Below are 14,645 nucleotides of genomic sequence, written 5' to 3'. Positions count from 1 at the left end.
CGGCCAGAACGGAGCGTCAACGGTGGTCGATGTGAAGCGCGGAGCGATGCGGGCATGGGGTGCGATGCTCGCGATCGCCGTGGTCGTCGGAGCGGGTATGGCGGCGCAGGCGCCGGCCCTCGCCGAAGGCCGCGAGGTGGGGGGCTCGGGCTCGCAGTACTACCTCAACGACTCGTGGTCCTCGACGGCGAACCATGAGTTCAACTACGGCAAGACGAGTGACCGCGTCTACACCGGCGACTGGAACGGCGACGGCAAGGACTCCCTCGCCGTGCGCCGCGGCAGCACCTATTACTTCGCCAATTCCCTGGGCGGCAGCGCGAGCACCGTCGTGAACTACGGGAAGTCGACGGACACCGTGCTCGTCGGCGACTGGGACGGCGACGGCAAGGACACCCTCGCCGTGCGGCGCGGGCAGACGTACTACATCTCGAACAAGCTCGCCGGCGGCAGCGCGAGCACTGTCCTGAACTACGGCCGGGCGACGGACACAGTCCTGGTCGGCGACTGGGACGGCGACGGCAAGGACACCCTCGCCGTGCGCCGCGGGCAGACCTACTACTTCTCCAACTCGCTCACCGGCGGCAAGGCCAGCTCCGTCATCAACTACGGCAAGGCGAGCGACAAGGTCCTCGTGGGCGACTGGAACGCCGACCGCAAGGACACGCTCGCGGTGCGCCGCGGCAACGTCTACTACATCTCCAACAAGCTCTCCGGCGGCTCCGCGTCGATCGTCCAGGCCTACGGCCGCACCTCGGACACGACCCTCGTGGGCGACTGGAACGGTGACCGCAAGGACACGCTCGGCGTGCGCCGCGGCGCTGCGGCGAGCACCCCGGCCCCCAGCAAGCCGGCCCCCAGCAAGCCGGCGCCGAGCAAGCCGAGTCCGACGCCGAGCAAGCCGACCAGCACGAAGCCGTCGGGCAAGAACTGCCCCTCGTCGGCGCCGATCAAGGGCAACAACAGCAGCTCGGGCGAGAAGATCTACCACGTGCCCAGCGGCGCGTTCTACGCCCGCACCACCCCGGAGAAGTGTTTCTCCACGGAGTCGGCGGCGAAGGCCGCGGGCTACCGCGCCTCGAAGCGCTGAGGCGCGTGCCCCCCGGGGAAGTGATGCTCTCGGGGCTGCGGAGATGATCCGCGCTGAGGCGGCCGGCTGACGCCGGGCGCCTCAGCCCTCCCCGCGCGGCGCCGACCGTCGGGTCGGACGTCATCCTCCAGGGACCTGCTGGTCAGCTCGCGATTCGCCGTTACCGAACCGTGCTCCGCAATCGCCCATTCCGGACTCGCCTGACTCGCTCCTCCTCGTACGCTTCGCCTGGAACGTCGGCACTGGAGCCGGCGCGGAGCGGACCGGCGTAGCGCCGGCCAGATCGGAGTGTCAGCAGTGGGCACAGTGAAGCGCGGAGCGGTGCGGGCGTGGGGTGCGCTGCTCGCCACCGCAGCGGTGGTCGGCACGGGCATGGCGGTGCAGGCGCCGGCGCTCGCGGACGGCCGCGAGGTGGGTGGCTCGGGCTCGGCGTACTTCCTCAACGACTCGTGGTCCTCGACGGCGAACCACGACTTCAACTACGGCAAGACGAGCGACCGCGTCTACTCCGGCGACTGGAACGGCGACGGCAAGGACTCCCTCGCCGTGCGGCGCGGGCAGACGTACTACTTCTCCAACTCGCTCGGCGGCAGCGCGAGCACCGTCGTCAACTACGGCAAGGCGAGCGACACCGTGCTCGTGGGGGACTGGAACGGCGACGGGAAGGACACGCTCGCGGTGCGCCGCGGGCAGACGTACTACGTCACCAACAGCCTCTCCGGCGGCAAGGCCAGCAACGTCTTCAACTACGGTCGCGCCGGGGACACCGTCCTCGTGGGCGACTGGAACGGCGACGGGAAGGACACGCTCGCGGTGCGCCGCGGGCAGACGTACTACTTCTCCAACTCGCTCACCGGCGGCAAGGCCAGCTCCGTCATCAACTACGGCAAGGCGAGCGACAAGGTCCTCGTGGGCGACTGGAACGCCGACGCCAAGGACACGCTCGCGGTGCGCCGCGGCAACATCTACTACATCTCCAACCGCCTCAGCGGCGGCGCCGCCGCGATCGTCCAGGCCTACGGCCGCGCCACCGACACCACTCTCGCCGGTGACTGGAACGGCGACCGCAAGGACACGCTCGGCGTGCGGCGCGTCGCGGAGGCCTCGGGGCCGACGGCCGCGCAGCGCACCGCGATCGCCGCCGCCCGCGACTACCTCGCCGACGGCTACTACTCCCGCAGCGGCCTGATCAGCGAGCTCGAGTACGCCGGGACCAAGGCAGCCGACGCCGAGTACGCCGTCGACCACCTCGCGAGCAAGGGCGAGGTCGACTGGGACGAGCAGGCGCTGGAGACCGCTTACTTCTACCTCGAGGGCATGGCGTTCTCGCGGGACATGCTCCGCGACTTCCTCCGGCAGGACGGCTTCACCGTCTCCCAGGCAGAGTCCGCGCTGACCTACCTCGAGGACAGCGGCGAGATCGACTGGCGTGAGGAGGCCGTCGCGGCCGCGCACGAGTACTACGACGAGGACCCGAGCTGGACCCGCGACGAGCTCGTGGCCCAGCTCGTGGACGAGGGCTTCCCCGTCGACGACGCGAACTACGCGGCGGATCAGCTGGGGCTCTGAAGCGAGTTCCGGAAGGCGGGGCGAGGGGCGGTCGGCGCGCAGCCGGCCGCCCCTCGCCGCTGCGGATGGTTTGTCTTCTCTGGCCGTTACAGTCTGGTCGGACGCGCCGAAACCAGCGCGCGGAACTGCAGGAGAGAGAAGGAACTGTCGATGGACGCATCGGTAGCATCGATCACATCGTGGAACTTCGTCGCGGAGTGCCCGATCCCGGAGGACGTCACCGAGCTGCTCGTGCCCGGGGAGCAGGCCGTGGCGGCCTACAAGACCTTCCGTGATTCGGCGATCTTCACCACGCAGCGCCTGATCGTCCGCGATGCGCAGGGCATCCGAGGGAAGAAGGTCGGGATCTACTCCCTCCCGTACTCGGCGATCAACATGTGGTCCTCGGAGAACGCCGGGACGCTGGACCTGAGCGCCGAGATCGAGCTGTGGACCCGCGCCGGGAAGATCAAGATCTCCGTGGGCAAGCAGATCGACGTCCGCCGCCTCGACCACCTCATCGCGAACGCCGTCCTGCGTTCCGCATGAGCCACTCCTCTGCCCTCCGCTTCTGGGACGGGCCGAGGCCTCGACGTGGTGCAATCGCGGGGAACCACGGCGAACGAGAATGATGATCGCGAGCACAGCCGGATGCCCCGGTGATCCCGGCGCAGAAAGAGGAGATCTGATGAGCGTGACCTGGGGGATCCACAACGACCGGATCCCGGCCGCGGAGCTCGTCGCTGGAGGGTTCGTCTCGATGGGCTGGGACGAGATGGACGACCTGCAAGGCATTGGTAATGACCAGTCGGCGATCAAGTCGGCGCTCGCAGCGTGCCACCCCGAAGCGAATGCGGGGTCCATCGCGGCCTGGGCGGGGAACCTGCGCAGGTTCGCCTTCGAAGTGGCTGACGGGGACCTCGTGGTCGCCCCGAGTAGGCAGTCGTCGGTCTTCAACATCGGTCGTGTAGCAGGACCATACGAGTACCACGGTGACGTGCCAGAGCACCGTCACCGTCGGCCTGTCGAATGGCTCGTCCGTGATGCACCGAAGGACGCATTCTCGCAGGCGGCATTGAATGAGCTCGGATCCATCAGGACCCTGTTCAGGGTCAGAAAGAACGTGCAGGAGTTCCAGGACGCGGTGGAGTTCGGGGTTCCCGATGTCGCACGGGACTCGTCTACCAAGACGCGGCCGACCAATGAGCTCGTCCGCTACGGCCTGCTGCAGAGAACGGTGCTCGAGGTGCTCCGGGATCGTGGCGTCACGCGCCGCCGCGAGATCCTCGAGGAAGTGCCGAAGCGGATCCAGCTCACCGGCGCCGAGCTGAAGACGACGGGCAACGGCCGGAGCCGGTACGAGAGTGCCATCGTGTGGGGATCCGTCGACATGATCGCAGCGGGGTGGCTCGAGAAGCTGCCCGATGGCTGGAGCCTGACGGACACGGGGCGACAGGTCCTCGAGGAGACGCCGAGCACCGTGGACCTCTCGGAGCTCTCCCGGGCCGCTTACCAGCAGGCTCGTACCGCCAAGCGTGCCCGCACGGGGAGATTCACCACCGACCGGTATCCCCTGATCGACGAAGCCGTGAAGCTGATCGGCGAGGGGGAGTGGGTCACCTACAGCGATATCGCCACGGTCACCGGATCGAACCCCTCCGCCGTCAGCGAGTACGTCCACCAGGAGGCCCTGGGCCTGGAGGGCCACCATCGCGTCGTGCCCGCCGGCCGCGCGCCGAACCGCGACGACCTGCGCGAGGCTCTCGCGGCCGAGGGCGTGCAGTTCGATGACCATGGTCTCCCCGATCCCCAGAAGCAGGTCCGGCTCGAGGATTTGCGGGAGGAGATGGACCAGCGAGGCCTCCTCCCCACGGTGCCGCGTCGGGCATGGATGGTGCGCGGTAGCAGCGGGACCGGTCGCGACCTCGTGTCGGATTGGCTGGCGAGCGGCACCATCACTCTGGCGGCCACCAGCCTCCGAGCGGTGGCGCCTGGCATCGGCCGGGACCAGCTGAAGCAGTTCGTGGATGAGGACTATGCCCACGCCTCCTACGACCTCCGTGGAGAGAAGGTCGATGACTTCCACGCCTTCCTCACCCGCATGCAGGAGGGCCATCTGGTCGTGGCCGTCGACAGCAACCGGCTCTACATCGGCACGCTCACCGAACGCGTGGAGCAGCAGCCGGCGGCCGCCAGCGGTACCGTCCTGACGCGGGGTGTCTCCTGGGCGGACGCCGACGGCGTCGATCTCGGTGACATCCCTCCCGGGCTCCGTGCCCGGCTCAAGATCCAGCGGGACGTCGTCGATCTGACGCAGCAGCTCGAGACCCTCGAAGCGCTACTCGACGCCGAGGAGTCACAGCGCCCTGCCCCTGAGATCACGGAGCTCGAGCTGCCGGGAGCCACCCCGGAACTCGCACGCGCGCTGCACGTGCCGCAGGACTGGCTCCAGGAATGCGTCGACCTGCTCTCGGACAGGCCGCAGATGATCTTCTACGGGCCGCCCGGCACGGGGAAGACCTACCTCGCGCAGGCCATCGGCAAGCATCTCGCCGGGGACAACGTGCGTCTCGTGCAGTTCCACCCCGCGTACTCCTACGAGGACTTCTTCGAGGGGTACCGGCCGCAGCCCGACGGTGGATTCGCCCTCAAGCCGGGACCGCTGCGCAAGATCGTCTCCCAGGCCAAGGAGAACCCGAACGATCCGTACGTGCTGATCATCGACGAGATCAACCGCGGCAACCTCGCGAAGGTGTTCGGGGAGCTCTACTTCCTCCTCGAGTACCGCACGGAGAACGTCGAGCTGCTCTACGCCGACGAGGAGTTCAACCTGCCGGAGAACGTCTTCATCATCGGCACGATGAACACCGCTGATCGCTCCATCGCACTCGTGGACGCCGCGATGAGGCGACGCTTCTCCTTCCTTCCCCTGCACCCGTCCGAAACGCCGACCAGCGGGATCCTGCGCTCCTGGCTCGCCGCGACGGGCAGGCCCGGGCGCGTCGCAGATCTCCTCGACGAGCTGAACCGCAGGATCGAGGACCCGGACTTCAAGATCGGACCGTCCTACCTCATGCGGGATGCGGTGCACCGGGACGACGGCCTCGCGAGGGCATGGCGGACCACGATCCTGCCCCTGCTCGAAGAGCACCATTTCGGAGAGCTCGACGCCGCGTCCGTCGCAGCCCGCTACGGGCTCCCCGCGGTCGCCGGCGCAGTGGACGCGGTGGTGGAGCCGGTCGATGCGTCGCCTGGAACTGACTGAGGGCGCCCCCGCGCACGGCATCGAGCTCACGGAGGCCGAAGCGCGGGCGGTCGCCCTCTCCGAGATCGCCGAGCTGAACCGCGCCCCGGGGGAGACCGGGTGGCAGGTCGCTCCAGGCCGGAAGATCGGTGTCGTCCAGGTGGACGACCTCCAGATCAGCGTCACCCCGAAGATCCCCGTGGAGCGTCTGATCTTCCTCATGGGGTACGCGACCGCGCCTGCCTACTGGCGCGAGCACTCGGTTCAGCTCGACCCCGAGGAGAGCCTCCCCGAGGCGCTCGCGCATGCGTTCACCCGCCTGGCGCAGAGGGCGACGGAACAAGGCCTGCTCCAGGGCTACAGGACCGTGGACGACTCCCTGCAGGTACTTCGAGGGCGCATCCGCGTCTCCGAGCAGATCGGTCGCCGTCACGGCGCCGGGCTGCCGCTCGAGGTCACCTACGACGATTTCACCGTCGACGTCACCGAGAACCAGATCCTCCTCGCCGCCGTCACGAAGCTCCTCCGCATCCCCGGTCTGGACGCTCGCCGTCGCCCACCGCTCCAGCGCCTCCGCCTCCAGCTCGCCGGAGTCGCCGAGCTGCGCCGCGGGGAGGTGCTCCCTCGTTGGACCCCCTCGCGGTTGAACTCGCGATATGTCCCCGCGCTCCGCCTCGCCGAACGCATCCTCGCCGGGGAGTCCTTCGAGCAGCGGCGAGGAGAGCTGCACGTGAGCGGGTTCGTCCTCGACATGTGGAAGATCTACGAGGATTTCGTCGGCGTCGCCCTCCGTGAAGCACTGGCCTCGCGAGGGTCCGCCTCACTGCAGCATCGGATGCACCTCGACATCGCCCGGCGGGTCGACCTCCGACCCGACTTCCTCTGGACCTCGCACGAGGGACAGCAGATCGTCGTCGACGCCAAGTACAAGTCGGAGAAGCCCGCCGGGTACCCCCAGGCCGATCTCTACCAGCTCCTCGCGTACTGCACGGTGCTGGGCCTGCGCGAAGGCCACCTCGTCTATGCCAAGGGCAACGAGGTCGAGGTCGTGCACGAGATCCGGGGAGCGGACGTCGCGATCCACTGCCACACGCTGGACCTGGACCAGCCGCCGCACGCCCTCCTCGACCAGATCGCGTCGCTCGCCGCACGCCTCGCTGACTGAATGGCCGACGCCGGCCTTGGCCCGCGAAGAGCCCTCCGCTTCTTGACCTACCCGGTCATGACTCCGCGGCCACGGCCAGCACAGCGTCCCGCAGCCGCGTGTCGTCGGGGGAAAGCCCGGCCAGAGTCTCCGCCAGGCTCACCTCGGTCTGGATGATCGACTTGATGCCATCACCTTCGAGCCTGGCGTGCGTGACGAAGAGCTTGGAGTAGTCGGGCAGGCCGAGGGGGTCGGGCACCCGCTCCTGTTCCACGACGGCCGTCGGCCCGAACTCCAGGAAGATCGTGGGGTGGGTATCGGCCCGCTGCAGCTCGACACACCATTCCCACTTCCCCACGAAACGTGTGACGACACGCTCCACCGGGCCCTCGCCGATCCGAGCATTGACCTGTTCCATGAGCACCGCGCGCGCGTAGGTGCGCAAGGCCCCCTTCACATCGGCGAGGAGCTTCCGACTGTCCTCCAGCTGGCGGCGCGCGTGCTCGGCGACGAGGTCCGCGAACTCCTGTGAGGCGAGGTCTCGAGGGCGGTGGCCGTACCGGGCGGATTCGCCCGTCTCGCACATCGTCGTCAGGAAGGCGATCGTGTCCTCGGTGTTCACTGCAGCTGGTCCCTCCACGAAGTGCTCGAGCATCTGCCGGATGAAGAAGTCTTGGTCGGGGTGCCCTCTGCGCCAGGCAGGCATCCGATCGACGTGCGCCTGCAGATCGCTCAGCACCTCGCCGTAGGTGAGCACGACGGCGTTCTCCCAGCCGTCACGCAGGAGCTGCGTCTCGCGGCGTTGGCACAGCAGCACCACGGCCGCCGGCCGTTCGCCGCTCATACCGAGGGCGAGGTATCGGGCGAAGGAGTGACCGTGCCCGTCGGAGGTCCCGAAGTTCTCGATCACGATGGCGCCGTCCGGTCGGGAGAGGACGATGTCCGCGATGTCGTCGCCTATCGGGGACGGCAGCCCGTCGACTCCCGGAGACGCGACCTCCTGCGCCACTCGGTACCCGCTCGCCGGCAGGAGCCGCTCCGAGTTCAGCCCCGCGTTGACGTGTTCGAGCACGATCTTCTGGAAGGTGTCCCCGAGCTCATGACTTGCGTCTGGTTCCAGGAGCCAGGCGAAGACGTTGGAGAGCTGCTTCTCGTGCGTGCCGTGGTGCATCACCCGGAAAAGGTTGAACTGCTCGGCGAGGCTCCGCGACATCGAGGGCAGCAGCTTCCGGACGATGTCGCTCACGGTGTCGGGGCCGGCGGTCATGAGGTGATGTTATGCGGGGCAAGGGATGCGGCGCTGTCGTGCCGGTCCAACACGTAGACGGCCTTGAGCCCGTCCCCGTCCCCGCGGCCGGGGCTCGCGCCGAGCCGGAAGTGGGGACCGCTGGAAGGGGCCGTCCTTCAACACATGAACCCATGCCGGCCCAGGTGCCGCAGGGACGTACACAGGCGTCCACAATCCGATGACGGCGACGAAGACCGCTCATTAGGGTGGGGTGCATGAGCAAAGCACCCTCGATGTGTGGCCGGGCCCGCAGGCAGCTTCACCGCACCGCGCTGACGCTCGGCATCATCTTCCTCGTCGTCGCCGTCATCCTCTGCGCTCTGCCGCTCATCTTCGCGAACACCGCCAGCGGAGCGCTCACCGGCCTGGGAATGGTTGTCTTCGCGACCTCAGGGCTGTGGATCATCGGTCTGGTCCTGCTGATCGTCGGCGTGCTCGGTGAGCTCAAGGCGCGCCGCATCAACCGTGACGACTGGGCGACGGCGGTCTCGCTTGCCGCGCACGCGGATCAGCTGCTCGCACAGCCGCGCGCCAGCGCGTACTCCTCCGGGGCCGTGATCGAGCTCGACCCGCGGCGCGTGCTCGAGGTGGAGCGGCACTTCGATGAGAAGACCGCGGGCGAGGCGCGGGGCACGCTCATGCACCAGTTCAGCATGTTCGGCCAGTCGTTCGGCATCGGCTACGCCGCCGGCAACCGCACCTCCATCGGCGCGGCCGTGCACTCCGGCGCGATCAGCGGGATGTCCGACGTCCACCTCTCGCTGGACTCGACGACCCGGCACGACCTCATGGGCGACGCCCTGTTCGCTCTCTTCGAGACCGTGGACCGGAGCGGCTCCGCCGACACGCTCCGCGTCACGGCGCTGTCCAACGGCGCCGTGCACGAGTGGATCCATGCGCTCGTGACCCAGACGGCCCAGCGCTTCGGCATGGACACGCACTCCGGGGTGACGATCCAGTCCTACGCGGGGCCTCTCGCCTCCCACTTCGGTCCGGCCGACGTCTCCTACCTCTCGGACCGGCTCCACCTCGCCCTCGCGCAGGACAAGCGCGGCGAGCAGGCGCCGAGCATCCAGGTCGACGGGGTGCCCTCCGGTCGAGGCGCGATCGTCGCGACCAGCGCGCGGATCGGCGGGGCCGACGACCTGCGGATCTTCCCCACGGCCTTCCCGGCCATGTGGGGCCAGACCGTGGGCGGGGCGCTCGCCGCCGCCGTCCCGCCCAAGGAGATCGCCGGCTGAGTCAGTCGATCGGGCGGTGTCTCCGCGGAGGCGCCGCCCTCACGCCCGGTACCGCCCGGGCCGGTGGTTCAGCGCGAGCACCACGTTGAGCACCACGCCGCCCAGCGCCGAGAGCAGCACGCGGGGAACGTCGAGCACGAGCAGGGACAGCAGGATCACGGCGACGTCCATGGCCATCTGCACGTAGCCGGCGCGCAGCCCGGCCCGTTCCTGCAGGATCAGCGCGAGGATGTTGAAGCCGCCGAGGCTCGCGCCGTGCCGGAAGATGATGAGCAGACCGACGCCCACCAGCAGGTTCCCGCCGATCACGGCGTAGAGCAGCGGCACCTGCTCGAGCGGTAGGAAGCGCGGGTGGATGAGGCTGAACACGGAGATCAGCCCCACGCAGATCACCGTCTTCACCGTGAACACCCCGCCCTTCTTCCACAGCGCGAGCGCGAAGAACGGCAGGTTCACCAGCGCGAACAGCACCGAGAACGGCGTGGACAGCGCGTGCGTGAGCAGCAGCGCGAGGCCTGCGGTGCCGCCCGTGACCGCGCCCGCGGTCTGCAGCAGGTACAGGCCCAGCGAGGCGAGGAAGGTGCCGGTGAGCACGCCGAGCACGTCCTCGGTGGGGCGGTGCGGGATGACGGCGTCGATCGGCGGGGTGGTGGCGGCGGAGGAGTCGACGGGCGCGGAGTCCGCCGACGGGTGGGACGCAGAGGGCATGCCAGCACTGTAGGACCGGCGCCCCCGCCGTCGGCCCCGGATCGATCGAGGTGACGGCACCGTGACCGACGGGTCAGCCCGTCACCTGCGGCCGCACCGCGTCCTCGGTCGGCCCGAGCACGGGCCGCGCGCCCGTGCTGGTCGATGGAGCCTCGAGCCGCCTCGAGCCGCTGGTCGTGGGAGACCGGTATGACCGCAGCCTCGTGGTGCGTGGACGCCTGTTCGGGGCGAGGACCTGCCTGCGATCGGCGAGCCCATGGATCGCGTCGCGCCGTGGCGGGCCGAGCGGCTGGAGGCGAAGGATGACTTCCTCATCACCGACGGGGGCGCCGACGGGCTTCAACCTCAAGGACCCCGGCCACGGCGTCGCCTCCTACCGCCGTGGCTCCGCCGTGTACCGCCTGGGACCCGCGGCCTTCGAGCGGATCGACATCTCGCGGGTGCGGATCGTGCACCTCTCCGGCGTCGCCCTCGCGCTCTCCGCGAGCTCGTGCACGCCGCGATCCGTGCCGCCCACGCACCACAGGGCGATCGTGAGCTTCGACGTGAACCACCGGCCCGTCCACTGGTCCGGGCGCGAGGAGGCCGTGGCCACGATCCTCGCCGCAGCCGGGCAGGCGGACACCGTCCTCACAGGTCGCGACGAGGCCCGGGGACTCTGGCGCACCACCACCGCGGACGACGTGCAGGCGCTGCTCCCTCGCGGCCCACCTCGTCGTCAAGGACGCCGAGGTGGAGGCCGTGGAGTTCGCGGCCGACGGGGGCGCTGCCGATGAGCGCACCGCCGTGCGCGCCCCGCGGATCGAGGTCGTCGAGGCGGTGCCCGCCCGGCCGCCTTCCGCCGAAAGGGCATCCGCCGGTGCCGGCCCTGCACCTGTATTGATGGTGTGCTCGCGGAGCTCGGCGCCGCGGTCGGGCGCACCGGCGCGCGTGACGGGGCGGAAGCCCTTGCGATGGCCGAGCGCGTGATGCGCAGGCCGCACCCTCACCCTGCGCGGCGTAGCCACCGGGTGCGAGCGAGCCCGTGGCCACGATCGCGGCCAGCGCGCCTTCCTCCGGGAGAGCGGAGGAACCGGTCGCCGTCGGCGACGTCGTGGAGCTGGGCCTCTCGCATGCGTGCACGGCCTTCGGGAAGTGGCGGTTCGTGACGGTCGTCGATGACGGCGGCACGGCCGTCGAGGCTCTGGTCCGGGCATGGCGCCGTGGTCGGTGTCGTCACCTGTTCCTGTCGAAGGCGTGCGGTCCCGGCCCCAGTAGGTGCTCCTCGCCGTCCCAGCGCAGTCGGCAGCGCGTGCCCTCCGGCACGCTCACCCGCACGGCGCGGCCGGCGGCTTCCCCGCTGACGTCGATCTCGATGAGCCCGGCGATCGTCGGCACCGAGGCGCCGAGGTGCCCGATCTGCTCGGGGACCTGCGGCGCCACCGCGAACTCCGTGTAGCCGGGCGCGAGCGGGCGCAGGCCCAGCAGGTCCTCGACGACGAGGAACAGCGGGGAGGCGCCCCACGGGTGCGCGCAGGAGACGTTGGGCTTCACCTGCTCGTTCCAGGCCTCCATCGTCGCGCCCGCACCCGCCTCGATCATGCCGAGCCAGGAGCGGTCCCCGGCCCCGACGAGCAGGTCGAACGCGACGTCGGCGCGGCCGCCGAGCAGCAGCGCCCGCAGCAGGAACGGCGCCGCGTAGACGCTGACGGGCATGCCGAGCGGGGCCAGGTGCTCGGCGATCCGGGCAGTGCGGGCGGCATCCGCGACGCCGAGGGCCGAGGCGAAGGCGCCGGCGTGCGCGGCGGCGTGGGGGAGCGGGGCGCCGTCAGCGTCGAGCCCGTCGATGAAGGTGCCGGCCTCCTCGTCCCACAGCAGCGCGTTCATCGTCTCCCGCAGGCGGCGCGCGTGCTCCGCGTGCACGGGCGCATCCGGGTGGCCCAGCTGCTCGTCGATCCGCGCCATGGCCGAGAACGCCCCGTGCGCGACGGCGTTGACGGCCGTGTTCACGGGGCCGAACAGGTAGCCGTCCCGCTCCGACGGCGGCCAGTCCACGATGTCGTGGTCGGCCACGCTGGCGGACCCGTCGCTGCCGTGGAGCTTGCGGATCAGGCCCGTCGCCGGGTCGATCCAGTCCGTGGGCAGCAGGGCGGCGAGCTGGTCGCGCCGGGCGGCGAGGGCGCCGAGGTCACCGCCGCGCTCGGCGTGCTCCGCGGCGAGGAGCACCAGGTAGAACGGCCATTCGGTGGGCCAGGTGCGCCGCTGCAGCAGATAGTCCAGCGAGTAGCCGGCGAGCTCCTGCTCCGCGCTGAGCGCCGCGTTCGCCTTCGCCTGCAGGTAGGCATCCGCCTCGTAGGGCTCCCGCTCGCGGCTCCAGGAGTCCACGAGCAGCGGGCCGTTGGTCTGCACCATTGTGTGCTCGCACAGGTCCAGCACCTTCCGCAGCCGCGCATCGTTGGTGCGGAACCGGGTGCGCTCGCCGAGCGGATGCACGTGCCCGAGCGCCCGCACCGACTCCGCCGCCTCGGGCGGGAGGCCGTCGATCTCGAGGTACCGGAACACCCGCAGTCCCCACGTGCGGATCTGCGGCTCGTGCCCGTCGAGATCCCAGCGGTCCTCGTAATGGTTGCCGGTCGCCATGTGCGCGCGCACCCGGCCGTGCTCGTCGAGCAGCTCGCCGAAGCGGAGCGTCAGCTGCGCGGGCCTGCCGAGGCCCGGCAGGGACAGCCCGCCCACGTACGTCCCGCCGAAGTCGAAGCGCAGTGTCCCCGGGCCGACGGCGGCGATGTCCACCGGTGCGGCCTCGCAGGTCCTGACCGCCGCGGTGGGGTCCGGCGCGAGCGTCGTGAAGGGTTCCTTGGTGGTCGCCGCAGACCAGGCGCTGTCGTCGAAGCCGGGCTGATCGAAGCCCCACGGGTAGTCGCGGCCCACCAGATGCTCCTGCGGGGCGACGAAGTAGTGCGTGCCGATGCTGCCCGACGGACGGTACGCCCGGTCCCCGGCGAGGCCCGTCCACGGGGCCGACGGTGCCGCGACCTCCTCCGAGCCGTCGCGGTACCGGATCCGCAGCGCCACCTGGACCCGGCGGTCCTCCGGCGTCCACGCCACGACGCCGATCGCGTTGGCGCCCTCGACGAGGAGCGGCGTCGCGTCCCAGCTCGAGTACCGGTGCTCGTCAGCGATCGCGCGGACCGGGCCCTGACCCAGCTCAGCGCCGTTCATGCTCGCCCGGGCCACGAACTGCCGGCCCGGCTCCGGGGAGGACGCGGCCAGGTGCAGCGTCGCCTCCGCCACCGGACGGTCGATGTGGACCTCGCAGCGCAGGAACGCCCAGTCCGGCTCGGGGTCACCCTCGGCGACAGGTGCCGCCCAGATCGCAGGGCTGTGGCGCCAGAGGGCCGGGGTGCTCATGCTCGCGTGCTCCTTCGTCGCCGGCGGGCTCGTCATCGGGCGTGCCCCTGCGGCGAGCCTATGCGGCTCGGTCTACGTGCCGTCGAGGAGCGCCAGGGCCTGGGCTCAGCGAGGTATCGGAGTCAGACATTCCGGTGCGTGGCCTCGGGGTCCTGCGGTCCGTCGGTTGCGGAGGACCGCTCAGGCTTCCATGGGTCCTCGTTCTCGTCCGGAGCCTTGTCGCCGTCGACGAGTCGGGACTCAAGGGACTTGGAGTACACCTCGATCGGCTCGGACTCGACCTCGATCGTGCCCTCGATGGGTTGCCACTCGCCTCCGTTGACGGAGAACTCTCCGGTGAAAGTGGTGGTGAGGGTTACGTCGTACCAGCCCTCGTAGGCGTAGGTGGAGCTGATCTCCTCCGAGGGGTATGGCTTGCCCGGCTTCTCGGTGTCGATCGTGTTCCCGTCGCCGAGGTCCCAGTGGTAGCTCTGCGCGGTGGCGCGGACCGAGACCGGGGTATCGAGCAGGGCGGTGTCGAGGACCTGCGGCTCGGACTCCGCGTGCAGCACGTTGGGCATGCCGGCGGGCAGCCAGCCGTCGCTCGGACCGGCGTGAGCCACCGCAGGCTCGACGGGCAGCTTCGCAAAGTCCTCGCGGTTCACCGTGATGACGATGGGGGCTGCGGCGGGTTGTGCTGTGTTCGAGCCGACCTGCCCGCGCGCCTGGCACCCGTATCCGAGGAACTGGCGGTTGCCCGTCGCTCTCTCGACTCTTTCTCGAGCGACCGTCACCATGTCGGTTCCGGAGGTGCCTTGGTTAGCCCGCGCAGGATCTGCGACGAAATCGCCCGATGCGGTTGAGTAGTTCGTCCCACCCTGACACTGGCCAGAGGGAATGGAACAGTTCTGTCTGCCTCCGCCGAGGTCAGTGCAGTTGTACCCACCGCCGCCTTCTACTGCCTTTGAGGTGAAGTAGAAAGGGGGAGGCGTTTCGCTAGAGTGATCCGTACT

11 protein-coding genes and 1 pseudogene are annotated in these 14,645 nt (G+C 69.9%); 7 read left to right on the top strand and 5 right to left on the bottom strand.

Annotated features, from left to right (window positions below):
- Positions 1-22 precede the first annotated feature (22 nt).
- The 5 genes from C1N80_RS00530 to C1N80_RS00510 all read left to right on the top strand — a co-directional run bounded on the left by C1N80_RS00530 (position 23) and on the right by C1N80_RS00510 (position 7,047).
- Positions 23-1,090, top strand: a complete 1,068-nt coding sequence (locus C1N80_RS00530; protein ID WP_137768974.1) for a VCBS repeat-containing protein — start codon at positions 23-25, stop codon at positions 1,088-1,090.
- 297 nt (positions 1,091-1,387) lie between these two features.
- Positions 1,388-2,659 carry an Ltp family lipoprotein gene (locus tag C1N80_RS00525; protein WP_137768973.1) on the top strand — a complete coding sequence of 424 codons (1,272 nt, stop codon included), beginning with the start codon at positions 1,388-1,390 and terminating at the stop codon, positions 2,657-2,659.
- Between the two features lie 150 nt (positions 2,660-2,809).
- Entirely contained in the window at positions 2,810-3,187 is a 378-nt protein-coding gene (locus tag C1N80_RS00520) for a PH domain-containing protein (protein ID WP_137768972.1), read from the top strand.
- Between the two features lie 139 nt (positions 3,188-3,326).
- Entirely contained in the window at positions 3,327-5,903 is a 2,577-nt protein-coding gene (locus C1N80_RS00515; protein ID WP_137768971.1) for an AAA family ATPase, read from the top strand.
- On the top strand, positions 5,881-7,047 hold the full coding sequence (locus tag C1N80_RS00510) for an McrC family protein (protein WP_137768970.1): 1,167 nt from the start codon (positions 5,881-5,883) through the stop codon (positions 7,045-7,047). The genes C1N80_RS00515 and C1N80_RS00510 overlap by 23 nt, the downstream gene beginning before the upstream one ends.
- Positions 7,048-7,102: 55 nt before the next feature.
- Here C1N80_RS00510 and C1N80_RS00505 read toward each other — a convergent pair whose 3' ends face one another.
- Positions 7,103-8,293, bottom strand: a complete 1,191-nt coding sequence (locus C1N80_RS00505; RefSeq protein WP_137768969.1) for a PD-(D/E)XK nuclease family protein — start codon at positions 8,291-8,293, stop codon at positions 7,103-7,105.
- 254 nt (positions 8,294-8,547) lie between these two features.
- Here C1N80_RS00505 and C1N80_RS00500 point away from each other — a divergent pair, with 254 nt between their 5' ends.
- A complete protein-coding gene (locus C1N80_RS00500; RefSeq protein ID WP_137768968.1) occupies positions 8,548-9,555 on the top strand; it encodes a hypothetical protein in 1,008 nt (335 codons plus the stop codon).
- 39 nt (positions 9,556-9,594) lie between these two features.
- On the opposite strand, the gene C1N80_RS00495 is transcribed toward C1N80_RS00500, so the two are convergent.
- Positions 9,595-10,263, bottom strand: coding sequence for a YitT family protein (locus tag C1N80_RS00495; protein WP_137768967.1), 669 nt, complete (start codon positions 10,261-10,263; stop codon positions 9,595-9,597).
- 373 nt (positions 10,264-10,636) lie between these two features.
- Positions 10,637-10,858, bottom strand: a complete 222-nt coding sequence (locus tag C1N80_RS00490; RefSeq protein ID WP_137768966.1) for a hypothetical protein — start codon at positions 10,856-10,858, stop codon at positions 10,637-10,639.
- A gap of 429 nt (positions 10,859-11,287) precedes the next feature.
- Between C1N80_RS00490 and C1N80_RS15970 the strand changes: the two are divergent.
- A pseudogene (locus tag C1N80_RS15970) lies at positions 11,288-11,377 on the top strand (hypothetical protein); the annotation flags it as partial.
- A gap of 101 nt (positions 11,378-11,478) precedes the next feature.
- Here the strand turns inward: C1N80_RS15970 and C1N80_RS00485 are convergent.
- Together C1N80_RS00485 and C1N80_RS00480 are read right to left on the bottom strand one after the other, a co-directional pair.
- Positions 11,479-13,653, bottom strand: a complete 2,175-nt coding sequence (locus C1N80_RS00485) for a family 78 glycoside hydrolase catalytic domain (protein WP_168197980.1) — start codon at positions 13,651-13,653, stop codon at positions 11,479-11,481.
- A gap of 122 nt (positions 13,654-13,775) precedes the next feature.
- Positions 13,776-14,297: a PKD domain-containing protein gene (locus tag C1N80_RS00480; protein WP_240811178.1), complete on the bottom strand. Its 522-nt coding sequence runs from the start codon at positions 14,295-14,297 to the stop codon at positions 13,776-13,778.
- Between the last annotated feature and the right edge of the window lie 348 nt (positions 14,298-14,645).

The organism is Brachybacterium sp. SGAir0954 (genome assembly GCF_005490785.1).
GTDB classification, from domain to species: domain Bacteria; phylum Actinomycetota; class Actinomycetes; order Actinomycetales; family Dermabacteraceae; genus Brachybacterium; species Brachybacterium rhamnosum.
This window is presented reverse-complemented; position numbering and strand designations above follow the sequence as displayed.